Consider the following 24,410-nt stretch of genomic DNA (forward strand, 5'->3'; position numbering starts at 1 on the left):
CGCCGTCGGGGTTCCTGTACGGATCCCGCACCGGCTCGACCGCTCGACGACCGCGCGGTGGCGGGGTCGCTGTGGCGGTCGACACGGCGTCCGAATTTCGCGGGACATCGTCGTACCCCTGCGGCAGAGTGTCAGGGGTGACCACCCATGTGACCCCTGACCGGGCGCCGCTGCGCAGCTGGCTGCCCGGCTTCCTGGCGCTCGCCGCGATCTGGGGTGCGAGCTTCCTCTTCATCAAGGTCGGCATCGAGGAGCTGCACCCGCTGCATCTCACCCTCTACCGGGTGGCCACCGGCGCGCTCACCCTGCTGGTGGTGCTCGCCGTGCTCCGCGACCGGCTGCCGCGCGAGCCCCGGGTCTGGGCGCACCTGGTCGTGGTCGCCGCGTTCGGGGTGGCGCTCCCGTTCACCCTCTTCGGCTACGGCGAGCAGCGCGTCGAGTCGATGCTCGCCGGCATCTGGAACGCCACCACGCCGCTCATCGTGCTGCCGCTGGCGGTGCTGGCCTTCCGCACCGAGCGGCTGACCACGCGCCGGGCGGTCGGGCTCGGGCTGGGCTTCCTCGGCGTGCTGGTGGTGCTCGGCGTCTGGGAGGGCGTCGGCGGCTCGCACTTCACCGGCCAGCTGATGTGCTTCGGTGCGGCGGCCTGCTACGGCGTGGCCATTCCGTACCAGAAGAAGTTCATCGCCGGCAGCTCGTACTCCGGGCTGTCGCTCTCCGCGGCGCAGCTGCTGGTGGCGACGGCGCAGCTCGCGGTGGTCGGTCCGCTGGTGGTCGGGGCGCCGCCCGTACCGACCGAGCTGTCGGCGCCGGTGGTGGGCAGCGTGGTCACGCTCGGCGCGCTCGGCACCGGGCTGGCCTTCGTGATCAACCTGCGCAACATCCGGGTGGCCGGCGCGAGCACCGCCTCCACGGTGACCTACCTGATCCCGATCTTCGCGGTGCTGATCGGCGCGGTGGTGCTCGACGAGCGGCTGAACTGGCACCAGCCCGTCGGCGCCCTGGTCGTGCTGCTCGGCGTCGCGGTGACGCAGGGCCTGATCGGCCCGCGCCGCCCGCGCGCCGAGGCCGTCACCGGCATCCCCGCCGTGCCCGCCGCGGAGCCCGCCGCCCGCTGACCTCGCCGACCCGGACCTGGCGCCGTGCCGGTCCGACACTGATCCACTCCATTACGGCGAAACGGCGGTCTCCCGGCTCGCGGACACCGCCGTTTCGGCGACATCGCGGCCCCTCAGCCGGGGGTCAGCGGCGGGTGCGGGCCCACTTGAGCAGGCGGTCGGCCGGCCAGGTGTTGACCACCCGGTCGGCGGGGACGCCGCAGAGCGCCGCCCGCTCGCAGCCGAACCGCTGCCAGTCCAGCTGCCCCGGCGCGTGCGCGTCGGTGTTGATGGCGAACCGGCAGCCGGCCTCCAGGGCCCGGCGGATCAGCCGCTTCGGCGGGTCCTGCCGCTCCGGCCGGGAGTTGATCTCGACGGCCACACCGCGCTCGGCGCACGCGGCGAAGACCGCGTCCGCGTCGAAGTCGCTCTCGCCCCGGGTACGCGGCCGGTGCGCGCGGTCACCCGGACCCTTCACCCCGGCCGGGCGGGACGACACCATCCGCCCGGTGCAGTGGCCGAGGATGTCCAGGTGCGGGTTGTCGATCGCGGCCAGCATCCGGCGGGTCATCTTCGCCCGCTCGTCGCTCAGCCCGCTGTGCACCGAGCCGACCACCACGTCCAGCCGGGCCAGCAGCTCGTCGGTCTGGTCGAGCGAGCCGTCGGCGAGGATGTCCACCTCGATGCCGGTGAGGATGCGGAAGCCCTTGGGCAGGGCATCGTTCACCGCCGCGACGTGGTCGAGTTGCTTGCGCAGGCGGTCCGCGGTGAGGCCCCGGGCCACCTTGAGCCGGGGCGAGTGGTCGGTCAGCACCACGTACTCGTGGCCCAGCTCGACCGCCGCGAGCGCCATCTCCTCGATCGGCGACCCGCCGTCGGACCAGTCGGAGTGGGTGTGGCAGTCGCCGCGCAGCGCGGTCCGCAGCGCGGCGGCCGCGGCGTCCAGGTCGGTGCCCTCGGTGGCGACCAGCCGGCGCAGGTAGACCGGCTCCTCGCCGGCCAGCGACTCGGCGACGCAGCGGGCCGTGACGTCACCGACCCCGGTCAGCTCGGTGAGCTTGCCGGTGCGGGCGCGCTCGGCGACCTCCTTCGCCGGCAGCTCGGCCAGGGCCTTCGCCGCCGACCGGAACGCCCGGACCCGGTAGGTGGCCTCGTTGGCCCGTTCCAGCAGGAACGCGATCCGGCGCAGGTCGGCGATGGGATCCCGGGCGGTCATGACCTGCAAACTACGCGCCCGCGCCGCCGGTCGGGGGTACGACCGGCGGCGCGGGCTGGTGGTGGTACGCCGGATCAGGCGTACGGCAGCGTGACGACCGAGCGGTCGCCGATGCCGAGGGTCGTCGGGTTCGTGCCGATGGCGGACCAAACCTCCACCTTCACCGTGCCGTTCGACAGGTTGCCGAGGGCGCCGGTGGCGGAGAGCAGCCCGGCGTTCTGGGTGTAGTGCTCGTAGCCGGGGACCGGGTCGGTGGCGAAGTAGCGGTACGTCTCCACCCGGTCGACGGTCCCGTCACCGGTCAGGTCGTAGGAGACCCGCGCCTGCACCCCGTTGCCGACGGCCGAGCCGGCGTCGAGGAACAGGTCGAACCGGGTCTGCCCACCCGAGTACGCCATGGTCAGGCCGGTCGCGGTGAAGACCACCGGGTTGGTCGGCGTGCCGTCGTGGTTGGTGCCGCCGGCGCCGGCCACCGTGGTGGTCGTCGTGCCGCCGGCCGCCCCCAGGCCACCGCCGGGCAGCAGGTACCGCGTCGGCGAGCCGGTCGGCGGGGGCGTGGTCGGCGGCGGCGTCGTCGGCGGGGGCGTGGTGGGCGTCGGCGTCGGGCTGGTCGGCGTCGGGCTCGGGCTCGCGCCGCCGTTGGCGTTGCCGCCGCTCCAGGTGTACGCCCCGGTGGTCGCCGTCCGTCCGGCCGCGACCGTCAGCCGGGTGCCGTCGGACCAGGTCACCGTCAGCGGTGCGGCGGTGATGTTGCTGGCCACGTAGGTGCGGGCGCCGTTGCGGGTGAAGACGGTCGCCAGCGGATGGTTCGCGGTGACGCCGGTGTCCACCTGACCCAGTGCCGCCAGGTTGCGGATCCAGTGGAAGGTGTGGGCGCGGCTCTCGCCCTCCTCCGGGGTGTAGCCGGGGTTGGCGCGCAGCTTCGTCAGTGCCGCGTCGGGGTCGCCGAGGGCCAGGAACTGCCAGAGGATGTCCTGCCAGACCGTGGGCTCGCCGCCGTTGTTGCGGACCAGTTCGGCGTAGTTGGTCCTGGGGTACGCCGGGCGGTAGCCCAGGTAGAGGTGGCCGCCGGTGACCGGCAGCATGTTGATGCCTTGGATCATCTCCGGGTCGGCGCTGAACCAGGTGGAGTACGCCCCACCGTCGCCCCAGACCATGCCGACCGTCGAGTGCCCGAACGCGGCCGGGAAGTTCTCGTCGTCGACGTCGAACCAGTACTGCTGGATCGCCGCCGCCTGGGTGGTGTACATGAACATGCCGGCGTCCCGGACGGCGGTGTTGCCGGTGGCCTGGCCCCACTGGATGAGGGCGTTGGCGAAGTTCATCCCCTCCGACGACGACTCCTGGTTGTTGCCGGCGGCGAACGAGCCGTGCCCGGAGGCCCAGTCGTGCCCGGCGTAGATGTCGAAGTCCCGCAGGTACGGGAAGCGGGTGTCCTCGCGGCTGTAGTTGTTGGCGTCCCGGATGAGCAGGTCGACCATGCCGCCGTACCGGTCGTTGGTGGCCCAGGTGGGGTCGAACTTGGCCAGCGTCGCGGCGGCCGCGATGAAGTACCCGTAGTGGAAGTGGTGGTCGTTGAGCTCCTGGTCGGAGCCGTACGACGCGGGGTAGCCGATCAGGGTGCCCCAGTTCCGGTCGTAGTAGAAGACGCGGGCCGTCTTGCCGGGGGTGGCGGTGAACCAGTCGTTCAGGGTGGACCGGATGGCGTTCAGCGCGGCGGTACGGGTCTCCGTGTCACCGACCAGGTCGGCGATCTCGGCGATCCGGGCGGCCCGCCCGAGGCCCTTGCCGGTCCAGTACGTGTCGGTGCCGCGCTGGTCCATCGGGTTGCCCCGCACCGCGGCGAGCTGGTCCCGGAGCTGGGCCAGGTCGGCGCCGGCGCCGGTGGCGACGGCGGGCAGCTCCGGCAGCACCCCCTGGTAGGTCATCGCGGTGCGGAACTGGCTGACGCCGGTGAGCACCTTCATCCGGCCCCGGGCGGACGGATAGCTCTGGCCGATCGGGGTGGCGCCGGCCAGCGCCTTCCACTGGTGCGGGTAGAGGCTCACCACGGTCTGGGTGGCGGTGCCCTCCCGGGGTGTGGTGGTGAAGGCGTACGTGGTGGTGACCCGGCTGCTGGCCTGGTCGTAGGAGTAGGAGACCCGGGTGCCGGTGACGTGTGCGTGGGCGTACCGGCCGTAGGTGGTGGCGAGGTCGGCGCGGGCGGTGGCGTCGGTGCTCGGCGTGGTGGGCAGCAGGGCGACGGAGAAGTAGCCCTTGCCGGCCAGGGTGGAGGTGATCCGGCCGCCGGCGACGGTCCAGGTGGCGCCGGTCGGGGCGTAGGCGACGTAGTCGTGGCCCCGGACGGTGAACCCGATGGTGGCGCCGTTCTGGGACCACACCGTCGGGCTGCCGCCGGTGGGATTGATCAGCGCGTCGCCGCCGCTGGTTCGGAAGTAGGCGAACGGCAGGCCGTGACCGATGGTGGCCCGCAGGGTGCGCGTGCCGTCGCTCCAGTACGGGCTGACCGTCCAGTCCGTCCAGTCGTCGACCTTGACGACCGGCGCGCCGAGCCCGGTCACGCCGACCCGGATGTCCTCGGCGTACGCGTACTTGTACTCGCCCACCCCGGTCGCCGTGCCGCTGACGGTGGGGGTGGAGGTGGCGGAGAAGCCGAGGCCGTCGCCGAAGGGCTGGTAGGAGGCGGGGTGTGCGTGCAGCGGCTCGCTGTACGCGCAGTTGGTCCGCTTCCACAGCAGCGACGACCACCAGTCGTTGGTGGGGATCGGGCCGGCGGGCGCGTTTGCGGTGACGAACTGCCGGGGGTTGGTGGACAGGTCCCCGCAGCCGGTGGGCAGGGGGCCGACCCGGTCGGTGGTGTAGCTGCCGGCGCCGACGGTGGCGGCCTCGGCGGGGGCGGTGGCGGTGAGGGCGAGACCGGCGACGACGACGGCCAGGGCGGTGGTGGTGGCGAGCACCCAGGGGGTGCGGCGGGGTGGGACGGGAGGGTTCATCGTTCCTCCAGCGCGCGCCGGCTCGGGGGACCGGGTCACGGTTCGTCGGAATCGGGAGGTTTGTTACCTGAGAGAGCGCTCTCTCATGCGGACGTTAACGATTGACAAGACTTTCGTCAATGTGTCAGTCAGGTGACGAGCGTGTTGCGCGGGCTCCGGTGCGTCCGGTCAGCCGGCGTTTGTGGTCGCGCGCGGGGCCTTCGGGCAGCCGTTCTCGCGCTCCCAGGAGGTCACTGCGGCGACCGGCGAGCGGTTGCCGTTGCGGCGCCACGAATCCAGGTACTTCGCCGGCCACACCACGCCCCGGCGGATCCACCAGTCGTCGCGGCCCGTGCACTTCGGCGACAGGCCGAAATGCAGGTGGCAGACGTTGTTGGCGTTGCCGGTCCGGCCCACCTTGCCGAGCTGCTGCCCCGCGCGGACCCGCACGCCGGCGTCCACACCGGCACTGATCGCGCTCAGGTGCGAGCCGTAGTACCGCACCCCGTCGTCACCGAGCAACGACACCGAGAGCCCGCCGTTGTACGGCCCCAACGGCCCCCGCCGGTCGAACCGGTCCACCCGGCTCACCTCCAGGATCGTCCCGTCGGTCACCGCCACCACCGGCTCACCGCAGTCGGCGAAGATGTCCGTGCCCGGATACACCGAGTGCGTCGGGTGGTAGGCGACCTTGCCGGCGCGTACCGGGAAGACCCGGCGCAGCGGCGCGCGGCTCGGCGACGTCGACGGTCCGGCCGGGCTCGCGGAGGGCGCGGCCGTGGCCGGCGCCGGCTGGTCCGCGGTGGCCGTCGCGGAGGGAGCGTCCCAGACCGTGCTCGGCGCGGCGGCCGGCCGGTCGCCGGGCGCGCAGCCGGCGAGCAACGCCGGTGCCAGCAACAGCAGGACCGGGTACGCCGGACGCGCGCGGCGGCCGGTCGATCGCGACGACATCCGGACATCCTGGCAGACGGATACGGTGGGAGGGTCCCCCGGAGCGCCGGGGGGTGCGTGGACGGGAGCGGTGACGGCGATGGATGGTCAGCCCACGTACCCGGCCGGGCCGGCCGCCGGGCAGTTCATGGCGCGTACCCCCTCGGGTCTGTTTCCGTCGGGGCCGCCGCGCCGGCCGACGTGGCGCGAACCGCACCCGGTGACCGGCAGCGGGGTGGCCGCCGGCGCGGCGCTCGCCGCCGCCTGGCTGGTGCTCTTCGGCCTCCTCGGCCGCGGCGTCCCCGGGTACGCGTGGTGGACCGTGATCGCCGGCGTGTTGGCCTGGCTGGCCGCCCTCGGCCTCGTCCGCTACGGCGATCGGGGCGTGGCGACCGGGGTGGCGATCGTCACAGCGGGTGGTTGGAGCATCGCGTTCGCGATCGTCGTCGTGCGCTGGGCGACCAGCGCGGACTGGCCGATGTGGTGACGCTGCGTCATTGCCCGGCTTCGCTTCGAACGCCATCTTGACGTACTCGCTGTGACTGGGGACGCTTTCCGGTATGGCCTGGACCACCCCGCGGCTCGACCCCGAGCGCAGCCGTCGCCGCCTGCAGATTCTCGCCGAGTTGGCGGGGGCCCGCGCGGTACGACAGCGGGACAAGCCGCAGCGGGAGCGCACCGAGCGGCTGCGACAGTTGATCGCCACCCGGCGTCGCGTCGCCGGCTGAGGCGACTTTCTCAGGATTGACCGGCCCTTCGGGGCGTTGACCGGTCGCCTGCCGACCCGACCGGTTAACGTGCATCGCGTAACGAGTCGGCGTGCTGTGCCGAGGCCTTTGGGGGGACCGTGTCGTACTTCGCTGCCGCCGTGGTGCGCGACGAGGGCGAGTGGAGCGCCGCCGAGGTGAACCTACGGGGCGCCTCCGACATCGAGGACGTCGCCGACCGGCTGCGCGACGTCGAGCCCGACGCCGACCTGTCGCTGCTCTTCGTCGAGGCGGACGACGCCTACCTGGTGATCCTCCGCCTGGACGAGGGTGAGGACCTGCGGATCTTCGGTTCCGACTCCGCGTACGCCGAGGAGTCCCGGCTGGGCGCGCTGCTCGTCGGTGACCTGAAGACCTCGGTCACCGGGCTGGAGGAGAGCGAGGAGCCCCGGCCGTCCGCCGCCGGGACCGAGGAGAGCGAGCAGCCGGCGGTCGACCCCGAGGCGGACCCGGTCGGCGACGCGGACATCCTCGCCGACCTGGGCATCTCCGCCCAGAAGCTGCTCCGGCTCTGCGCCCACGAGGGGATGCTCCCGGCCGACGTCACGGCCGAGGTGTGCCAGGTGCTCGGGTGCGCCGACGAGGTCGAGGAACTGCGTGAGGTCTGACCGTCCGTCCGGTGACGGACCCGCCCTGTCGGGCGGCGGTTCGCCGCTGGCCGGCGCCGCCGAGCCGGTCGACTCGACCGACCCGGCGCTGGAGACCGTACGCCCGGGGCAGCCGACCCCGGGGGCCGTCGGCCGGGTCGGGCCCGGCGCGGACGAGGGGCTGGCCGACCCGGACGGGGCGGGCCGCCGGCAGCGGCACGAACTGTGGATGCGCCGCGCGCTGGAGGTCGCCGTCACCGGCCCGGACACGCCCGCCCCGGGCGCCGACGCCTCCGACGACATCCCGGTCGGCGCCGTGCTCTACGGGCCGGACGGGACCGAACTGTCGATCGGGCGCAACGAGCGCGAGCTGACCGGTGACCCGACCGCGCACGCCGAGGTGCTGGCGCTGCGCCGGGCTGCCGAACGGCTGGGCCGCTGGCGGCTCGACGGCTGCACGCTGGTGGTCACCCTGGAACCCTGCACGATGTGCGCGGGCGCGCTGGTCCTGGCCCGGGTGTCCACCGTGGTCTTCGGTGCCTGGGAGCCCAAGACCGGGGCGGCCGGCTCGCTCTGGGACGTGCTGCGCGACCGCCGGCTCAACCACCGGCCGGAGGTCTACGGCGGCGTCCTGGAGTCCGAGAGCGCCGCCCTGCTACGCGCCTTCTTCCGCTGACCCCCACATCCTCGGCCCATCCATGAGCTGGTGTCCCGTTCCGCCCGGTCGCCGCTGAGGCCTGCGGCCCGGTCAGGCCGGAGTCGGAGCGGGGCGGAGCAGGTTCGCGGCCACCGCGCGGCCGGTCTCGGTCCACGGGGTGGGTCGCAGGGTCGCCGGGTCGAGCCGGACGATCGCCCGCCGACCCTCGGCGTGCACGATGCTGCCGTCGAGCGAGCGGAACTGGTAGGCGTACTCGGCGCTGCTGGTGCCGAAGTGTTCGAGCCAGAAGTGCACCGCCACCGGCCCGGTGGCCGCGATCGGGGCGCGGTAGGTGATGGTGAACTCGCGTACCGCGTGGAAGGTGTCCGGCGCGCTGCGCTGCCCGCCCTGGTACGAGACGCCCCGCTCGGCCCAGTAGGCGGTCAGGGCCCGTTCCAGCAGCACCGCGTACCGGGAGTTGTGCAGGATGCCGAGGGCGTCGAGGTCGTCGAAGTACACGCTGACGTGCTCGACGTGGCCGTACTCGACGGCGGAGGGGGTGGCGAGGGCGTGGCTCATCAGAGGCCTTCCGGTAGCAGGGTCGGATCGGGGCACAACGCCCGCAGGCGGTGCAGCAGGCCCTGGCGGGCGTGCCGGTAGGCGGTGTCGGGGTCCAGCAGCCGGGACCGCATCGCGGCGGTGATCCCGAGCGCGTCGATCTCGTACGCCAACTGCGGGACGTCGGTGTCGGCGGGAAGTTCGCCGGCGGCGACCGCCTCCCCGACGAGGTGTTCGAGGAACGCGGTCCAGCGCCCGAACACCTCGGCGAGCCGGTCCCGGACCGGGCCGGGTCGGGCGTTGTACTCGAAGTCGGTGCTGGCGAAGAAGCAGCCGCCGGGGAGCACCCGGGCGGCGTAGAAGTCGATCCGGGCCTGGTGCAGGGCCCAGAGCCGCCGGACGCCCCGGGGGGCGCGCAGCGCCGGGTCGATGATCCGCTCCTGCCACTGCTCCACCGCCCGGTCGACGGTGGCGAGCTGGAGCGCTTCCTTGGAGCGCCAGTGCGCGAACAGGCCGGACTTGCTCACCCCGAGCGTGTCGGCGAGCTGGGCGAGCGAGAGCCCGTGCAGTCCGACCTCGGTGGCCAGCACCACCGCGGCGTCCAGCGCGGCGCCCCGGGTCCGGTCGCCGCGGGCGACGCGTCCGTCGACTGTCATGGGGAGAGGCTAACCAAAAAGCACGACCGGTCGTATTGTTTCGTCCGGTGACCGTGGTCACTTCGACACGGCGACGCCCCGCCATCCGGGGCGGATGACGGGGCGCCGAGAAAGAAGGGGAAATCAGGCGATGGCGGTGTCCAGGGCGATCTCGACCATCTGGCTGAAGGTCTGCTCGCGCTCCTCGGCGGTGGTCTTCTCGCCGGTCTTGATGTGGTCGCTGACCGTCAGGATGGTCAGCGCCCGCGCCTTGAACCGGGCCGCGATCGTGTACAGCGCCGCCGACTCCATCTCCACCGCCAGCACGCCGTAGTCGGCCAGGGTGTCGTAGAGGTCCGGCCGGTCGGTGTAGAAGGCGTCCGCCGCCAGGATCGGCCCGACCCGCATGCTGATGCCGCGCCGCTCGGCCACCTCGACCGAGGTACGCAGCAGCCCGAAGTCGGCGACCGGGGCGTAGTCGATCAGCCCGTCGAACCGCATCCGGTTCATGTTCGAGTCGGTGGAGGACCCGATCGCGGCGACCACGTCGCGCAGCTGGAGGTCCTCGGTCAGGGCACCGCAGGAGCCGACCCGGATCAGGGTCTTCACGCCGTACTCGTTGACCAGCTCGTGGGCGTAGATGGAGGCGGACGGCATGCCCATGCCGGAGCCCTGGACGGAAACCGGCACGCCGTTCCAGCGGCCGGTGAAGCCCAGCATGCCCCGGACCGTCGAGTAGCACGTGGCGTCCTCGAGGTAGGTCTCCGCGATCCACTTGGCCCGCAGCGGGTCGCCCGGCATCAGGACCCGCTCGGCGATCTCTCCCGGCTTCGCGCCGATGTGCGTACTCATGGCAAAGATCCTGCCAGGCCGGAGCCGGGCATACCGGTTCGGCATCCAGACCGGCGGTCCTGTACCCTCGTCGGCGGTGGCGTGTCCGAGTGGCCTAAGGAGCACGCCTCGAAAGCGTGTGAGGGTTTACGCCCTCCGCGGGTTCAAATCCCGCCGCCACCGCTCGTGAACAGCGAGAACGCCCGGTCGATCCGCGAGGATCGGCCGGGCGTTCCGCTTGTGGTCTCAGTTGTGGTCTCAGTTCGGCTCAAGAGGCCGGTTTCCGGTCCTCTGTCGGGTTGTCCCACAGCAGGCCACCAACGCGCTGGGCGATGTCCCGACGGACCTGGGCGGTGAGGTGCTGGTACCGGGCCGCCATCGCCGAGTTCGACCAGCCCATGATGCCCATCACCGCCCGCTCGGCCACGCCGAGGATCAGCAGAACAGTGGCGGCCGTGTGACGGGCGTCGTGCAACCGGCCATCCCGTAGTCCGGCGAGTTTGAGCAGCCGCTTCCACTCGTCGTAGACGGCGGCCAGTGGCGCGAGCAGACCGGCGATGCCGCCACGCAACCGCCGAGGGAGGTCGGCCGGCTATCAACAAGACGTCCGGCGCGAACCTCGCCAATGAGGCCGTTACGTGCCCGTCGTCACCAGGGGCCGTTGCCGAACAGGCTGATGCACACGCCAGCCAGAGCCTCCTGCGCCTCGATCAGTGCCCGGTTTGCCTCAGGGCTACCGTCGGCCGTGCGGCCCGCCTGTGCCAGCACAAGACCGGCACCCCGGATCCTGTAGTTCGCCGATTGAGTCGCTGCCTCACCTAAGGCGAGGTTCTTTGACGCGTCCGTGTCCAAGTCGTTTGCGCTGTTGCGATTGCAGATCTCCCGGTCGTTCGGCGGCGACCGAACTGGCGTTGGCGAGCTGGTCGCCGGAGCAGGCGTTGGCGAGGAGCTAGCGGCCAGAATCCACGCATCACCTCCGGGTCGTACCGACGAGCCGGGCCGACTCCACACGCTCTCTGAAGTGACCCCCTGAGACCGGACACCTCCTGACTTGGCATCCTGCCGAGGAGGAGGAAACCGCGTTGGCTCGACAGAGCAAGTACCCCGAGGAGTTCCGGCGTCAGGCCGCGGCGCTGGTGCTGGATTCCGGCCGCACGATCCGGGACGTGGGCCGGGAGTTGGGCGTCAACCACGAGACGCTGCGCAACTGGGTGGCCCAACTGCGCCAGGAACGCGACGGCGGCCAGTCGTCGTCGCTCAGCGGCGATGAGCGTGCCCAACTGCTGCGGTTGCGGCGGCAGGTGGCCCAGCTGGAGTTGGAGAAGGAGATCTTGAAAAAAGCCGCGGTCTTCTTCGCACGCGAGACGGAGCGGTGAACCGGGCCGACGTGTATCGGTTCATCGACGCGGAGAAGACCACCTACCCGGTCCGTCTGCTCTGCCGGCTCCTCGGCGTCGGCCACAGCGCCTTCTACGACTGGCTTCGACAGGGACGCCAACGCGCCGCCGAGCGGAAACGTCACGACCTGCAGCGCGTCGAGGTCACCCGGCAGGCGTGGTCGGAGCACCGCGGCGTCTACGGCGCCCGACGGCTCACCGCCGAGCTGCACGAACGCGGCCACCGGTGGAACCGCAAGGCCGTGGCCCGGCTGATGCGTCTGGCCGGTATCGAAGGCGCCCATCGACGCCGGCGCGGAAAGCCCCGCCGCAAGGCCGCGTCGACCGCGACCGCGCCGGACCTGGTCCAGCGGCAGTTCACCTCGACCGCACCCAACCGGTTGTGGGTCGCCGACATCTCCTACCTACGCACCTGGAAAGGATTCCTCTACCTGGCAGTGGTCGTCGACGCCTACTCCCGCCGCGTCGTCGGCTGGGCCATGGCCGATCACCTGCGCACCGAACTGATCCTCGACGCCGTCGGCATGGCCATCCAGCACCGCCGACCCGCCCGGGACCAGGTCATCCACCACTCGGACCGCGGGACGCAGTACACGTCGTTCGAGTTCGGCCGCACGTTGCGCTCCTGCGGCGTCCTCGCCTCGATGGGCTCCGTGGCCGACTGCTTCGATAACGCCCTGGCCGAGACGTTCTTCGCCACCTTGAAGACCGAGCTGGTCTACACCCGCGCCTGGCCCAGTCGCCACGAGCTGGAGATGGAGGTCTTCTCCTACATCGAGGGCTTCTACAACCCCCGCCGCCGGCACAGCCGTCTGGGTAACGTCAGCCCCGACACCTACGAAAAGATCCACCACGAGTCCCTAACAGACATCGAGGTGTCCGGCCGATAGGGGTCACTTCATCATGCGGAGTACGACACCGGCTGCCGGCGGAGTTGTTCAAAGTTTCTGTACGTCTTCAAGGCGGCCCTTGACGGGCCGCACGCGCCGCCGCCTGGGCGCGCGTCCGACGCTCCGCTGTCGCTCCACGCCGGCCACGCAACACGCCCGGCGGCTGGCGCGAAGTGCGGGAAGCCCGGGGGGCCGCCGCAGACGGGTAGCTCAGAGAGTGGTGGAGGTTCGGTGCCGGCAGCCGGCCGCGCCGCGCCCGAGCAGCGCGGCGCAGGAAAGCGCACGACGGGTCCGCGCGGCAAGCCCCAAGCATGGGGGCGGTGGCCGCGCGAAGGCATGCCGGTCGTCCAGGAGCCCGCTCCACAGCGGCTCAGGGTCAGGTCAACTGCTCACCTGGGAGGGGGAGGGGTGCCCGTCGGCGGCCAGCTCCGACCCCGGGAGCCGGGTCCGTGCCGGGCGAGGTTGGGTCAACTGCGCCACTGTGGCGGTGTCCGCCGGGGGCACGGTCCGTGACACGAAAGCCGACTCAGCCCGTTCCGGCAGCGTCCGTACGTGCGTCAGGCCGTCTTGACGTGGGGGACAGGGCAGCGGTCCGCTCCCTAGTGGGCGGGTCAACGGCAGACAGTGAGGCGAGGAACTACTCAAGCAGTATGTGCAGGGTGGTTGCGACGGAGATGGGCACGTCTGGAGGTTCAAATCCGCTGCTCCCACCAAGGGGCGCGAGGATCGGCCCAGGGATTAGCCAGGGTTCGACTGAGGAATAGATCATCGGCCGCACCGACGACGCGGCGAAGCTCCCGCGCCGCTCGTCTAGGTAGCGACCGCAGGGCAATGTCCAGCACTTCTCGATAGTCGAAGGTGCAGCCGCAGGGGCACCCGCCAAAATCATCCAGCAGATGACGGGCCGGACCTCGCGCTATGCCGGTCCAGCCCCGAAGGGCACGGCCGATATCACCGGGGCGCAACCGATTGTCTTGGCGCTCCACCCGAACGATGTCGGCGACGACCTTGCCGGAAATCCCCCGAAAGTGTGCACGGGATTCGTGCACCTGCCGACGACTGGGTTTAGCGGCGCGTAGCGCCACAGGCCGCCTACGCGGCACGGTCCCTTCGTTGTGAAGCCATGTCGGGAAGTATGGCACACAGAACGACGCTGGCCCGAAGCCGGACAGCGCCTGGAGGGCATGCCCGATGCGTGCCCGGTGCAGGGGTCAACACCGGTGCGTCGTGGCACGCTGGCAGCGGCAAGTTGGACGCTGCGTGTTCGTCTGCGAGGCGGGATGGCTACGCACCGTGTAGATCAATCCGATTCCCAAGCTGACAGTGTCAAGGGCAGACTGTCGGCGGAACCGGTGGCAGAGTCGGGTTATTGCAGCGCTGAGATGCCGAGTGCCGTGCGCGGGCGGCGGCTCGAAGGCGCGTGGGGCCACTGGCCTGCCATGCCCCACCGGGGGTTCGAATCCCCTCCGGTCCGCTCGCAGTCTCCCGGCACAGCTGGGTGACTACTTGGGTGACGATCGGGACGGACACTGGCGGACTGTCCCGGACGCTGGGGACCGCTCTGGCAGCTCAGCGGCTTCGAAGCCGCAGGTGAGCGTTCCGTGTTGGTTGCCTGGGGGTCAAGGAGTCGTCCTACCTGCGCGATCCCTCGCGGTTCCGGCCGTCGACCTGAAATCCCGAGCGGGTCAGAACGAGAAGTGCTTGACGATTGCCCAGCCCCGCTCCGCGGACCTGGCGTAGAAGGCGCGTAGGTCTTCGTGGTACTGAGCCAGGCGCTCCCGCAGCTCCTCATCCGACTCGGATGAGGGCAGTTGCCGCCACTCCTGCCACCGGTCCGGGAACGAAACTCTCTCCAGGTACGCCGCGGTACGCGCCACGTCCGGCGGTTCGAGCGCCACGTGGCCCGGGCCGCCGCCGGGGTCCGGTATGTGCCGGCCTCCGAAGACGGGGAGTTCCCGGTCGCCGCCCAGCTGCGACTGGAGCAAGTAAAGCTCATTCAGCTGGAAGAAGCCGCTCTCCAGCCATACTGCGTCGCCTGCCCGGACCCGCCGGCGCAGCTCGTCAAACTCCACATCGAATAGGGACTCAAATCCCGCTGGGTTCCCGGGCAGCTCGGAGGATTCGAGCCCTTGAAAGTAGATCCACATACTCACTCTCGGCAAACTACCTGGCGCCACCGACGCGAGCCCCGTGGCCAACAGGCACCGCAGGCACGAGCGCGTCGTCGACGAAGACCAGGTCCAGGCCGCCGACAGGTCAACCCCTAGTAAGAGGGCAGCGAGCTGAGGCAGCCAGGAGGCAGCGAGAGCAACAGCAACGACCGGCATCAGACGACACAGGTCGGCAAGGAAGCCCCGCTGTGCAGGGCAGAACGGCATCAGAGGACATCAAAGGATGTCCCGAACCCGCGTTCGGGACGAAGCGGTCCAGCTAGCTAGTGGTTGGGCATGGCTAGGCGGCAGCCTGAACGACTGCAGCAAGCACGCTCGCGGCGGCAGCGACGAACACACCCACCACCACCCAGATTTGCGACCTACGTTGCCGGTGCGAATCTTGTTCCGACCTCGCTTGTTGGCTCACGAAGTCGAGGAGTGCCCGCACCGTCTCCGTGTCGAGCTCCTCCCCTCGCCCGTCCGGGCTCGGGTCGCGATCAGACAGGGAGGCAGGCCGTTCGGGAGGTTGTGTGGCCTGGGTTGCGGAGCCTACGGCGGGCGTAGCGGGCATGAAGTGTGTAGGCATGCTGCGGCCCGATGTCGGTGGGGTAGAGGTCTTTGCTCTTACGGAATAGGCCGGAGAACCCGTCGAGGGCGCTGAGGATCGCTCCCTCATCGAACCTTAGGTCCCGGGACAGACCGCGAGGAGACCGGCTACGCCAACCGGTCAGAGCGAGGTAGGTGATGAGCGCCATGAGTACGTCGAGATGAACGCTGTATCGACGGTCCTGAGTCACCCGCAAAGTATGCAGTTCCATACAAGCACCACACACGTGGACTGGCCTCGGGCGTCACGCGGCATTACCGAGGTCCGTTCCCGCGCCTGGGACCGGCGCGTGGGGACGACGTCAGGAATCCGGTAGACGCTCGTAGCCGTAGCCGTAGCCGTAGCTGGACGCGTGCGGACGCGACGCACAGAGCTTGTAATCGAGTCATCGGGTAGGGGGAGAGCCGGTAAGTACTAGCGGGCATGCTCCTGCCGTGAACGCGCGGAATGTACTTCGGCAGGAGTTTGGGAGCGAGCCTGGCTCGTTCCTGTTTCGGCTACGCGTCGATCGGGTCTGGGACCGAGCAGCATTCACTCGTCTTGAGCAGGCGATGCGTGCGGTGTGCCGCGACAACGAGGACCAGGACCAACTGGAGCGGTGGCTGGCCGAGGGTTACTTCTACTGCGCCACCTCGGTACGTAATGACACCGCGCACCCGAGCTTTCCGCGGCCGGAGCGGAGGACTACTACGCGGCGTGTCTCGAACGGCTGTGGGAGTTGGCCGATTGGTACTTCCGCGGCTACCACGTCTACCAGAAGCCCCACGACTGGGAGGAGCTCTAGAGGCGGCCGCAACCCCAGCCCGGACGCCCGTGAGAACCTCGGGAGTCAGCAGAGAGTCAGCGAGTTCTGCACCGTCCGACGGACGACGATCACGCGCGACGGTGTGATCCGTGCAAGGGAACAGACCCGACAGCACCCGCCAACACCCATCAGTCACGCTGATCAGGCTCCCCCCCGACGGGGGTCGTCTCTTTCCGGGGCGCTCCAACCCAGCACACATCGCGCCTGTCCCGACGCCTTCCAGCCGAGCAGTTGCGGCACGCCTCGGACCGATGGGCTACTGCTGCTGGAAGCGGCCCAGGAACTCGTCCACCAGGTGCGGTTTGGTGTAATCCATCCGGGTCCGAGTGCCCGACGTGAGGCCGCCCGCCTGGCCGCCACACGTGTAGATCAGCGGCACTGGTGGCCGGTCCGGGTAGCGCATTACGAACGAGTGCTCGTGGCTGTATCCGATCAAGGGGCAGGCCTCGCCCATCGGCTCTGGGGCGGCATCGGGCCACCAGCCGCTGTGTCGCCGCTGCCACTGCCGCCAGGCATCGTTGCGGTTGGGTAGTCGGTTGAGCAGCGCGGCGAAATCGGCGGCCCCGGCACGCAGCGCCCGCTGACGCGGCGGGTGCGCCACCCCGGGACGCTGGACAGGCAGTGCCGTGGGTGTGGTGCACAGCAGCACCTCCGTGGCGCCGGGCGGCACCAGCGGGCCATGGGCGTCGACGAACTGGCGCCGCTCCTCGATGACCGGGCAGCCATCCGATCCGAGTGGAATTTCATACGGAGTGCCAGCCATTGCTGGCCAAGGCGACGAGGTACGCCGGACCCAGGCGATCGTGACCACACCCGCGGCCACCAAGACCACCGTCACCACGACGACCACCGCCCAACGTCGGCGTGGGCTCCACTTGGTCACTGGCCACCTCCAGATCGACGGTTGCCACCGAGGCGCCGTCCTGTCTTCGTCTCGCTTGTCGTCTCGTTCGTCAGCGTACGGAGGCGACCGTAGACGAACGGCCGGCCGAGTTGGCCTAGGTGGCGAACCGGCCCGATCAAGCGCGTATGGGGCCGAGCAGACTTGGAAAGCGTGTTGGGTAGTTCGTCAGGGCAGCAGGCGGCGCAGGGTCGGTGCGATCGCGGCGGCGACCACTCGGTCGTCCGGCTGATGGACCGCCCAGTTGAGCGCGCCTAGCGCCACGACTGCTTCACCGGTGGCCGCTGCCGCGACGATGTCTACCTCGGACAGCGTGGCCAGTAGCTGACGCACCAGGACGCCCTCGCCCCACAGTGCTTCCGTGGGATATGGCAGCCGGCCTAGCCAGCCCAGCAGTGCGTCCGCGCGGGCGATTGGGCCAGGTTCAGCAACGGCCAGGCGCTGCACGAGCACGCGCACTCGTTCCTGCGGGAGGTTGGCGGCGCTGTTGCCGCCGACGCTGACCAACATGTCGCGGAGGGTGGTGGGCACCTGCCGATCGGTCAGCACAGCCGGGACACCAGCGGGACGGAATTGCGGCGCGTCGGACCTCTCGTAGTACCCGAGGGTCATAACGAGATCGGTGAACAGGCTCTGGAGCTGCCCGGTGACGCCGCACTCGGAGAGGAACAGGGTTAGGGCGGTTGGCTCGGCCAGCTTTAGGTCGTCGGCGAACCTGGACCGCTCCCACGAAATGCTGCCGTGCCCGTGGATGGTCCCAATGCCGAGAATCCGGTCGTTGGCGTCATATAGAGCCAGCGTCGGGCCACCGAGGCACCGACAGATGTCGCCGGTGAACTGCCCGTTTGTGGTGAGTTCCCGCGCCCTGTTCACTCGGGTCCGGTCGGCCAGTTGAAACAGCACCGCGCGGTCGTCCAAGGGGCCGCCGCCTATACCGTCTTCGAGAACCCGCACCACCTGGGTTCGCGCCCAAACATCCGACAACCACTCAGGGAGCAGCACCGCGTCATCGTAGGTCAGCGGACGGACTCCCTTCGCCCATGGCATCGACCTGTCGCGCTGCTCGCTTGGGGCCGGGTGGTCTCAACTGTGGTCTCATTCGCTGCCGTACGCGGTCGTCCATGGCGGTCCGACGGACAGCCGAACCGCTGGTGATGTGCACTGTCGGACCGGTCCGGACGCATGATCGCAGGCCTCGAAAGCGTGTGAGGGTTTACGCCCTCCGCGGGTTCAAATCCCGCCGCCACCGCTCGTGAACAGCGAGAACGCCCGGTCGATCCGCGAGGATTCGGCCGGGCGTTCCGCTTTCGGCGCTCAGAGCCTCCGGCCATGCGCGTCGTCGGCGACGATGCCGTCCAGGCGTACGCCGGGAGCCAGTTGCTGCGGGTCGAACCAGAAGATCACCACGTCCGGGTCCGCACTCCACTTCGCCAGCCGGGCGTCGACCTGACGGCCGTCGACGGTGCCGACGATGCGCTTCGCAGGCCCGACGAAGTATCCGAAGGTGGGCACGGGGTTGCGGTCCGGGCCGGATCCCGACTGGTCGTAGCCGATCTCGTGGAATCCGGGGTGGCGGTCGTTGCCCTCGACGTCGTTGACCAGGAAGTCCGAGGTCAGCCTGCCGTCGGCGGCGCGGCGGCCGGCGACCAGTCCGATCGTCACCCCGGGTACGTCGGGTAGGTCGACGGCGACGAAGTAGAAGACCCGCTCGTCGGCGCCGTACCGGATCCCGCTGTCCACCACGCGACCGACCGGGACCGGTGGCGGCTCTTCCGGGCTCGGGGTGGGGTCCGCCGAGCGGTGGACGGCAGGTGCGGTGACGGCCGGCGCATCCGGCCGCTCGGGCTCCGGCGGGCCGGTCTGCTGCACGGCGGCCGTGACGCCGGCGACCACCGCCAGCACGAGCGCCGCCGCGCCGGGGCCGGCGAGCCGCCGGCGACGACGCAGGCGGCGACCCTCGCGCATGATCGTGGTCAGGTCGAGGACGTCCCGCCCGGTCCGTTCGCCCGCCCGCATGGCCTGCCGGAGCTGGTCCGTCTCGTTCATCGGTGCGCCCCGTGGGTCGCCGGCGCCCCGGCGCCGGCCCTGCGCAGCTTCTCCAGGGCGCGGGAACTGGTGCTTTTGACCGTCCCGACCGAGACGTCGAGTTCGTGGGCCACCTGCAGCTCCGGCAGATCGAAGTAGTAACGCAGGACGACGATGGCGCGCTCGCGCGGGCTGAGCGTGCCGAGGATGGCGAGCAGCCAGCGTCGGGTGGCGACCTCGTCCGCGACGTCGTCCCGACGTTGCTCCGGGATGTCCTCGGTGGGGTACTCGCGGATCGGGCGCCGCCAGCTGTCGACGAGGTGGTTGACCATCACGGTCCGGGCGTATCCGTAGGCGTCGCTGTCGCGGACCCGGGACCACGACGCGTAGGTGCGGACCAGCGCGGTCTGCGCCGCGTCCTCGGCCTGGTGGTGGTCGCCGGTGATCAGGAAGGCGGCGTGCACCAGTCGACCGGACGCCGCCCGGGCGAACTCGACGAACTCCGCGTCACCCCGGGCCATGCCCGCCCTGCCCGCTTCGCCCGCCGTTCGCGCATCCCACGACGGACAGGACGGGTGGGACGGGTGAAAGGTTGAGTCCGCGCGAGATCAACTTTCTGGCCGGGCCACCCGTCCTCCTCGCTGCGCACGACCGGCCGGCGCTGCGCGGCGAGGGGAGACACATGGCAACGAAGACTACGGGTCGGACCCGCGCCGCCGGTGTGGCACTGTCGCTGGCAGCCCTGCTGCTCAGTGCGGCGACCGGCTGCGCGCGACCGGCGGCTGGTCAGCCACCCGCCCCGGCCGTCGGGGCGGACACCACCACCCCCGCGCCGCCACCGGTGACCGCCCGGCCACGAGCCGCCGCCATCAGCTATCCGGCTGACGGCGGCAACCGGTGGTACCGCGCCGCTGCGGAAACACCGGCCTCCGGCGGGACCGGGCGGCTGCTGCGCTACCGGGTGGCGGTGGAGCGCGACATCCAGGGCCTGCCGGTGACCGAGTTCGCGGCGGAGGTCAGCAGGACGTTGAACGACCCGCAGGGGTGGACCGCGGGCGGGACGCTGCGGCTGCGCCGGGTCGGCTGGGGTCAGCCGGCCGACTTCACCATCTACCTGGCCACCCCGGGTACCCGTGACGAGCTGTGCCACGACGTGCCGGACGGCTACACCTCCTGCCGCGACGGCCACCGGGTGGTGCTCAACGTGGCCCGCTGGGTGAAGGGGGTGCCGCACTATGGCGCGAGCCTCGCCACCTACCGGCGGTACATGATCAACCACGAGGTCGGGCACCGGCTCGGCATGGGCCACGAGCGGTGCCCGGGTCGGGGCCGACCGGCACCGGTGATGCAGCAGCAGTCGCTGGGCCTGCACGGCTGCACCGCGAACGCCCTGCCGTACCTCGACGGTGAGCGCTACACCGGTCCGTCGGGCGCCTACGACGACCCCTTACCGCCCCGCGACCGAGGCCGGTTCGGCTGAACACGACCCGCGCCTTCGCGTCGCTGTCGCCGTAGCTCAACCGATCGGCGGACGGTGCCGGCCGGTCGCCGGGCGACCTGCCCGTTCGCCCAGTTATCGCTGATCTTCCATCCCTCTACGGTGTCGGGGCAGTTCACGACGATCGGGGGTTTTGGTGGGTCGAAGAACTATGAGTGCATCGCTGGTGGCCGTGCTGGCCGGACTGGCGGTGGGTGCCCCCGCGCAGGCGTCGGACGACGTGCGAGTCATCACGCGGGAGGGCGTCGTACTGCAGCACCACCGGGTGGCGAAGGCGACCACGCCGATGCGGGGGACCGGTGGAACCCGTTCCGACTTCGACGGCGACGGCGTCGACGACATCGCCGCCACCGGCGACCCGTTGAACACCAACCTGCCGTACGGGGCGACCGGCGTGGTCGTGGTGCGGTACTCGTCCGCGCCGCAGGTCGACTACCTCATCGGTGCCGCGACGCCGGACAGTGGTAGCACTGCCTTCGGGTGGGCGCTCGCCGCCGGGGACTTCAACGGCGATCGGTACGACGACCTCGCGATCGGCGCCATGGACGAGTTGGATCCGGGAAACAAGACCAATGCCGGCGGGGTCTGGGTCGTCCCGGGTAGCAGTGCCGGCCTGGTGGTCGATGCGGCGAAGCACTTCAACCAGAGTTCACCGGGTGTCCCGGACGCGGCGGAAGACCAGGACCGGTTCGGCGCGACGCTGGCGGCCGGCGACATCAACGGGGACGGCCGCGAGGACCTCGCCATCGGCGCGTACGGGGAGGGGATCGCGGGCAAGCCGGGCGCCGGCGCGGTCACCGTCCTCTTCGGTGGGGCGACCGGCCTGACGGCCACCGGTGCCCAGCACCTCCAACAGGACCAGGCCGGGGTGCCGGGTGCGGCTGAGCGCGACGACTACTTCGGCTTCTCGCTGGCGATCGGGAAGGTCAACAACAACCGCTACAACGACCTGGTGATCGGCGCGCTTCGCGAGAACGAAGGCATGTTCTGGGGTGGCAGCGGCATGGTCACCCTGATGTGGGGTTCGCCGAGTGGCGTGTCGTCCACCGGCGCCACCTCGGCCACCGGAGCGGCGGTGCGCGCCGCGACCGGCCATCCCGAAACCATCGCCTGGAACCTGGGCGAGACGCTCGCCATCGGCGACGTGAACGGCGACGGGCTGGGCGAGGTCGTCGCCGGCGCGCCCGGCGCCCAGACCCCGGACATCTACGGCGGCCTGATCGCGGTCTTCACGGGGCGGACCGCCGGCCTGTCCGGCAGTGCGGTCCGGGTCGTCACGCAGCGCACCGCCGGGGTGCCGGGGGAGCCCGAGGGCTACGACCGGTTCGGCGCCTCGCTCGCGACCGGCGACGTGACCGGCGACGGCAGGGCGGACGTGCTGGCAGGCTCGCCGGGCGAGGAGGTCGGCCCGACCGACGAGGGCGGGGTGGTCACCCTGCTCAAGGGCTCCGCCTCGGGAATCACCGGCAGCGGCGCCCAAGCGTTCGACCAGAACCACCCGAACATCCCGGGCACGGTCGAGCGCGGTGACAAGTTCGGCGCGTCGGTCGCGGTGCTGAACCTCAACGGCACCGGCCCACTGGACGCCGTCGTGACGTCGACCGGCGAGGAGGTGGCCGGCGACACCGGCGGGTACGCATCCGGTTCGATGGTGCCGTTCCACGGCTCCACCGGCGGGCTCGTGCCGCAGTTCGTCTCGTGGAGCGGCGCGAGCCTGCGTACCGACCGGATCTGGCCCATGCATTACGGCAGCCAGGTCGCCGGACCGCAGGGCGGCGGCGGAAGGAACTGACCACCTCAGGTTGACGGAGACGCCCGGCCGGTCCGCGAGGACCGGCCGGGCGTCCCGCTTCCCGGGGTACGCCCGCTCGCAGCCATTCCCGATCGGCACGGCGCGCCGAGTCCCGGGCCGGGCGGCGCCGCATCGACCGCATCGACCGTTCAGCGGAGAGCGCCACCCGGTCGGCGCTCGACCTGCCCGTTCACCCAGTTATCGCCGTTCGTCCATGCCTCTAGCGTGTCGGGGCAGTCCCACGACGATCGGGGGTTTTTGTGGGCCGAAGGACCATGAGTACAACGTTGGCGGCCGTGCTGGCCGGACTGGCGGTCGGTGCGCCCGCGCAGGCGGCGGACGATTTCCAGACCCTCACCCGGGACGGCATCGTCCTCCAGCATCACCGCGTGGCGAAGGCGACCACGCCGGTACGGGGTACCGGAGGTACCCGTTCCGACTTCGACGGCGACGGTGTCGACGACGTGGCCGCCATGGGTGACCCTCTCAACACGAATCTGCCGTACAGCCCGACCGGGGTGGTCGTGGTGCGCTACTCGTCCGCCCCGCAGGTGGACTACTACTTCGGAGCGATGTCCAGCGACGGCGGCTGCGGCTGCTTCGGCCTGGCACTGGCGGCGGGCGACTTCAACGGGGACCGGTACGACGACCTGGCGATCGGCGACATGGACGAGGTCGACGCGGGCAACAAGGCCCACGCCGGCGGCGTCTGGATCGTCCCGGGCAGCAGCAGCGGCCTGGTCTTCGGCTCGGTGAAGCACTTCAACCAGAGCTCGGCCGGCGTCCCGGGTGCGGCGGAGAGCCAGGACCGGTTCGGCGGAACGCTGGCCGCCGGCGACATCAACGGCGACGGCCGGGAGGATCTGGCCATCGGCGCGTGGGGCGAGGCGATCGGCACGAAGACGGATGCCGGGTCGGTCACCGTCCTCTACGGCGGGTCGACCGGCCTCACCGCCACCGGTGCCCAGTTCCTCCAGCAGGACCAGGCCGGGGTGCCCGGCGCGGCCGAGCGCGGCGACAAGTTCGGCTACTCGCTGGCGATCGGGAAGGTCAACAACAACCGCTACCACGACCTGGTGATCGGCGCTCCCCTCGAGAACGACGGGGCGTCCTGGAACGGCACCGGCATGGTCACCCTGATGTGGGGTTCCCCGGCCGGCGTATCGTCCACCGGCGCCACGGCCGTCACCGGTGCCGGGATCCTCGGCTCGCTCGGTCAGACCGGTGCCATCGCCTGGTACCTCGGCGAGACGCTCGCCATCGGCGACGCCAACGGCGACGGACTGGGTGAAGTCGTCGCCGGGGCGCCCAGCGCCCAGACCCCGCACGTCTACGGCGGCCTGATCGCGGTCTTCACCGGTCGTACCGCCGGTCTGTCCGCCACCGCGGTCCGGGTCGTCACGCAGCGCACCGCCGGGGTGCCGGGCGAGCCGGAGGACAGCGACCGGTTCGGCGCCGCGCTGGCCACCGGCGACGTGACCGGCGACGGTCGGGCGGACGTGCTGGTCGGCTCGCCGGGCGAGGAGGTCGGCCCGACCGACGAGGGCGGGGTCGTCACCCTGCTCAAGGGCTCCGCCTCGGGAATCACCGGCAGTGGTGCGCAGGCGTTCGACCAGAACCACGCGAACATTCCGGGCACGGTCGAGCGCGGCGACAAGTTCGGCGCGTCGGTGGCGGTGTTGAACCTCAACGGCACCGGGCCGCTGGACGCCGTCGTGGCGTCGACCGGCGAGGAGGTGACCGGCTACCCCGCCGGGTACGCGGCCGGTTCGATCGTCCCGTTCCACGGGTCCACCGGTGGACTCGTACCGCAGTTCGTCTCGTGGAGCGGCGGGAGCGTGCGTACCGACCGGGTCTGGCCGCTGCGGTACGGCCTGCGGATCGCCGGGCCGCAGAGCGGCGGCGGCATCTTCTGACGGCCCCACCTGGGCGAACGCCCGGCCGGTCCACCGGGACCGACCGGGCGTTCGTCATCCGTCCGGTGCCCCACCTACGACCACCGTCGGAAACGAAGAGCTCAGCTGACCCGGCGGCCGGTCTCCCTGCCTTCGGCTCGTAAGTGTCGGCGGGGCCTCGCCGAGCCGTACCTACCCCTAAGCTTGCTCCGCACGT

General features: G+C 71.0%; 20 protein-coding genes, 3 tRNA genes and 2 pseudogenes. 13 read left to right on the forward strand and 12 right to left on the reverse strand.

Annotated elements, in window-relative coordinates; genetic code table 11:
• Window positions 1-137 precede the first annotated feature (137 nt).
• Window positions 138-1,360 (forward strand): annotated as a pseudogene (locus tag FHX75_RS17720) (DMT family transporter); the annotation flags it as partial.
• On the opposite strand, the gene FHX75_RS17725 reads toward FHX75_RS17720, so the two are convergent.
• The 3 genes from FHX75_RS17725 to FHX75_RS17735 all read right to left on the reverse strand — a co-directional run bounded on the left by FHX75_RS17725 (window position 1,243) and on the right by FHX75_RS17735 (window position 6,236).
• On the reverse strand, window positions 1,243-2,313 hold the full coding sequence (locus tag FHX75_RS17725) for a PHP domain-containing protein (RefSeq protein WP_154941263.1): 1,071 nt from the start codon (window positions 2,311-2,313) through the stop codon (window positions 1,243-1,245). The pseudogene FHX75_RS17720 and the gene FHX75_RS17725 overlap by 118 nt on opposite strands.
• A 74-nt stretch (window positions 2,314-2,387) precedes the next feature.
• Window positions 2,388-5,306: a glycosyl hydrolase gene (locus tag FHX75_RS17730; protein ID WP_154941264.1), complete on the reverse strand. Its 2,919-nt coding sequence runs from the start codon at window positions 5,304-5,306 to the stop codon at window positions 2,388-2,390.
• Between the two features lie 168 nt (window positions 5,307-5,474).
• On the reverse strand, window positions 5,475-6,236 hold the full coding sequence (locus FHX75_RS17735) for a M23 family metallopeptidase (RefSeq protein WP_154941265.1): 762 nt from the start codon (window positions 6,234-6,236) through the stop codon (window positions 5,475-5,477).
• Between the two features lie 79 nt (window positions 6,237-6,315).
• Between FHX75_RS17735 and FHX75_RS17740 the strand changes: the two genes are divergently transcribed.
• The 4 genes from FHX75_RS17740 to FHX75_RS17750 all read left to right on the forward strand — a co-directional run bounded on the left by FHX75_RS17740 (window position 6,316) and on the right by FHX75_RS17750 (window position 8,245).
• Window positions 6,316-6,702 carry a hypothetical protein gene (locus tag FHX75_RS17740; RefSeq protein ID WP_246158163.1) on the forward strand — a complete coding sequence of 129 codons (387 nt, stop codon included), beginning with the start codon at window positions 6,316-6,318 and terminating at the stop codon, window positions 6,700-6,702.
• Between the two features lie 73 nt (window positions 6,703-6,775).
• Window positions 6,776-6,943 (forward strand): hypothetical protein, encoded by a 168-nt coding sequence (locus tag FHX75_RS30850; protein ID WP_170285394.1) that lies wholly within the window; start codon window positions 6,776-6,778, stop codon window positions 6,941-6,943.
• A gap of 119 nt (window positions 6,944-7,062) precedes the next feature.
• A complete protein-coding gene (locus FHX75_RS17745; protein WP_154941266.1) occupies window positions 7,063-7,590 on the forward strand; it encodes a tRNA adenosine deaminase-associated protein in 528 nt (175 codons plus the stop codon).
• Window positions 7,591-7,798: 208 nt separating this feature from the next.
• Window positions 7,799-8,245 (forward strand): nucleoside deaminase, encoded by a 447-nt coding sequence (locus tag FHX75_RS17750; protein WP_211364524.1) that lies wholly within the window; start codon window positions 7,799-7,801, stop codon window positions 8,243-8,245.
• Window positions 8,246-8,317: 72 nt separating this feature from the next.
• Here the strand turns inward: FHX75_RS17750 and FHX75_RS17755 are convergent, their stop codons facing one another.
• The 3 genes from FHX75_RS17755 to deoD form a co-directional block, all read right to left on the reverse strand.
• A complete protein-coding gene (locus tag FHX75_RS17755; protein ID WP_154941267.1) occupies window positions 8,318-8,785 on the reverse strand; it encodes an acyl-CoA thioesterase in 468 nt (155 codons plus the stop codon).
• Window positions 8,785-9,420, reverse strand: coding sequence for a TetR/AcrR family transcriptional regulator (locus FHX75_RS17760; protein ID WP_154941268.1), 636 nt, complete (start codon window positions 9,418-9,420; stop codon window positions 8,785-8,787). The genes FHX75_RS17755 and FHX75_RS17760 overlap by 1 nt, the downstream gene beginning before the upstream one ends.
• A 123-nt stretch (window positions 9,421-9,543) precedes the next feature.
• Window positions 9,544-10,251, reverse strand: coding sequence for a purine-nucleoside phosphorylase (gene deoD / locus FHX75_RS17765; RefSeq protein WP_088959848.1), 708 nt, complete (start codon window positions 10,249-10,251; stop codon window positions 9,544-9,546).
• Window positions 10,252-10,326: 75 nt separating this feature from the next.
• On the opposite strand from deoD, the gene FHX75_RS17770 reads away from it, so the two are divergent.
• Window positions 10,327-10,413, forward strand: a tRNA-Ser gene (locus FHX75_RS17770).
• An 85-nt stretch (window positions 10,414-10,498) separates the two neighbouring features.
• Here FHX75_RS17770 and FHX75_RS17775 read toward each other — a convergent pair.
• A pseudogene (locus tag FHX75_RS17775) lies at window positions 10,499-10,756 on the reverse strand (tyrosine-type recombinase/integrase); the annotation flags it as partial.
• Window positions 10,757-11,312: 556 nt separating this feature from the next.
• Here FHX75_RS17775 and FHX75_RS17780 point away from each other — a divergent pair.
• The 3 genes from FHX75_RS17780 (at window position 11,313) to FHX75_RS30855 (ending at window position 13,991) form a co-directional block, all read left to right on the forward strand.
• Window positions 11,313-11,606, forward strand: a complete 294-nt coding sequence (locus FHX75_RS17780) for a transposase (RefSeq protein WP_170285395.1) — start codon at window positions 11,313-11,315, stop codon at window positions 11,604-11,606.
• Window positions 11,603-12,517 (forward strand): IS3 family transposase, encoded by a 915-nt coding sequence (locus FHX75_RS17785; protein ID WP_154940196.1) that lies wholly within the window; start codon window positions 11,603-11,605, stop codon window positions 12,515-12,517. Before FHX75_RS17780 ends, FHX75_RS17785 begins: the two co-directional genes overlap by 4 nt.
• Window positions 12,518-13,863: 1,346 nt before the next feature.
• A tRNA-OTHER gene (locus tag FHX75_RS30855) sits at window positions 13,864-13,991 on the forward strand.
• A gap of 211 nt (window positions 13,992-14,202) precedes the next feature.
• Here FHX75_RS30855 and FHX75_RS17790 read toward each other — a convergent pair.
• From FHX75_RS17790 to FHX75_RS17805, 3 genes are all read right to left on the reverse strand, one after another.
• Entirely contained in the window at window positions 14,203-14,664 is a 462-nt protein-coding gene (locus FHX75_RS17790; RefSeq protein ID WP_246158335.1) for a DUF1877 family protein, read from the reverse strand.
• Between the two features lie 1,674 nt (window positions 14,665-16,338).
• Window positions 16,339-16,932, reverse strand: coding sequence for a hypothetical protein (locus tag FHX75_RS17800; protein ID WP_154941271.1), 594 nt, complete (start codon window positions 16,930-16,932; stop codon window positions 16,339-16,341).
• 219 nt (window positions 16,933-17,151) lie between these two features.
• Entirely contained in the window at window positions 17,152-17,985 is an 834-nt protein-coding gene (locus FHX75_RS17805) for a hypothetical protein (RefSeq protein ID WP_154941272.1), read from the reverse strand.
• Window positions 17,986-18,133: 148 nt separating this feature from the next.
• Here FHX75_RS17805 and FHX75_RS30860 point away from each other — a divergent pair.
• Window positions 18,134-18,232, forward strand: a tRNA-OTHER gene (locus FHX75_RS30860).
• 65 nt (window positions 18,233-18,297) lie between these two features.
• Here the strand turns inward: FHX75_RS30860 and FHX75_RS17810 are convergent.
• Complete coding sequence (locus tag FHX75_RS17810) at window positions 18,298-19,029, reverse strand: hypothetical protein (protein ID WP_154941273.1); 732 nt, start codon at window positions 19,027-19,029, stop codon at window positions 18,298-18,300.
• Window positions 19,026-19,529: a SigE family RNA polymerase sigma factor gene (locus FHX75_RS17815; RefSeq protein WP_154941274.1), complete on the reverse strand. Its 504-nt coding sequence runs from the start codon at window positions 19,527-19,529 to the stop codon at window positions 19,026-19,028. Before FHX75_RS17815 ends, FHX75_RS17810 begins: the two co-directional genes overlap by 4 nt.
• A gap of 161 nt (window positions 19,530-19,690) precedes the next feature.
• Between FHX75_RS17815 and FHX75_RS17820 the strand changes: the two genes are divergently transcribed.
• From FHX75_RS17820 to FHX75_RS17830, 3 genes are all read left to right on the forward strand, one after another.
• Complete coding sequence (locus FHX75_RS17820; RefSeq protein ID WP_154941275.1) at window positions 19,691-20,488, forward strand: DUF3152 domain-containing protein; 798 nt, start codon at window positions 19,691-19,693, stop codon at window positions 20,486-20,488.
• A gap of 169 nt (window positions 20,489-20,657) precedes the next feature.
• Complete coding sequence (locus FHX75_RS17825) at window positions 20,658-22,298, forward strand: FG-GAP and VCBS repeat-containing protein (protein ID WP_154941276.1); 1,641 nt, start codon at window positions 20,658-20,660, stop codon at window positions 22,296-22,298.
• Between the two features lie 275 nt (window positions 22,299-22,573).
• Entirely contained in the window at window positions 22,574-24,214 is a 1,641-nt protein-coding gene (locus tag FHX75_RS17830; protein ID WP_154941277.1) for an FG-GAP repeat protein, read from the forward strand.
• The last annotated feature ends 196 nt before the right edge of the window (window positions 24,215-24,410 follow it).

Source organism: Micromonospora palomenae (assembly GCF_007829925.1).
In the GTDB taxonomy this organism is placed as follows: Bacteria; Actinomycetota; Actinomycetes; order Mycobacteriales; family Micromonosporaceae; genus Micromonospora; species Micromonospora purpureochromogenes.

Coding starts and splice junctions, on each gene's coding strand:
- FHX75_RS17725 (WP_154941263.1), bottom strand. CDS start 2,313: ATGACCGCCCGGGATCCCATCGCCGACCTGCGCCGGATCGCGTTCCTG.
- FHX75_RS17730 (WP_154941264.1), bottom strand. CDS start 5,306: ATGAACCCTCCCGTCCCACCCCGCCGCACCCCCTGGGTGCTCGCCACC.
- FHX75_RS17735 (WP_154941265.1), bottom strand. CDS start 6,236: ATGTCGTCGCGATCGACCGGCCGCCGCGCGCGTCCGGCGTACCCGGTC.
- FHX75_RS17740 (WP_246158163.1), top strand. CDS start 6,316: ATGGATGGTCAGCCCACGTACCCGGCCGGGCCGGCCGCCGGGCAGTTC.
- FHX75_RS30850 (WP_170285394.1), top strand. CDS start 6,776: ATGGCCTGGACCACCCCGCGGCTCGACCCCGAGCGCAGCCGTCGCCGC.
- FHX75_RS17750 (WP_211364524.1), top strand. CDS start 7,799: ATGCGCCGCGCGCTGGAGGTCGCCGTCACCGGCCCGGACACGCCCGCC.
- FHX75_RS17755 (WP_154941267.1), bottom strand. CDS start 8,785: ATGAGCCACGCCCTCGCCACCCCCTCCGCCGTCGAGTACGGCCACGTC.
- FHX75_RS17760 (WP_154941268.1), bottom strand. CDS start 9,420: ATGACAGTCGACGGACGCGTCGCCCGCGGCGACCGGACCCGGGGCGCC.
- deoD (WP_088959848.1), bottom strand. CDS start 10,251: ATGAGTACGCACATCGGCGCGAAGCCGGGAGAGATCGCCGAGCGGGTC.
- FHX75_RS17790 (WP_246158335.1), bottom strand. CDS start 14,664: ATGTGGATCTACTTTCAAGGGCTCGAATCCTCCGAGCTGCCCGGGAAC.
- FHX75_RS17810 (WP_154941273.1), bottom strand. CDS start 19,029: ATGAACGAGACGGACCAGCTCCGGCAGGCCATGCGGGCGGGCGAACGG.
- FHX75_RS17815 (WP_154941274.1), bottom strand. CDS start 19,529: ATGGCCCGGGGTGACGCGGAGTTCGTCGAGTTCGCCCGGGCGGCGTCC.
- FHX75_RS17820 (WP_154941275.1), top strand. CDS start 19,691: ATGGCAACGAAGACTACGGGTCGGACCCGCGCCGCCGGTGTGGCACTG.
- FHX75_RS17825 (WP_154941276.1), top strand. CDS start 20,658: ATGAGTGCATCGCTGGTGGCCGTGCTGGCCGGACTGGCGGTGGGTGCC.
- FHX75_RS17830 (WP_154941277.1), top strand. CDS start 22,574: ATGAGTACAACGTTGGCGGCCGTGCTGGCCGGACTGGCGGTCGGTGCG.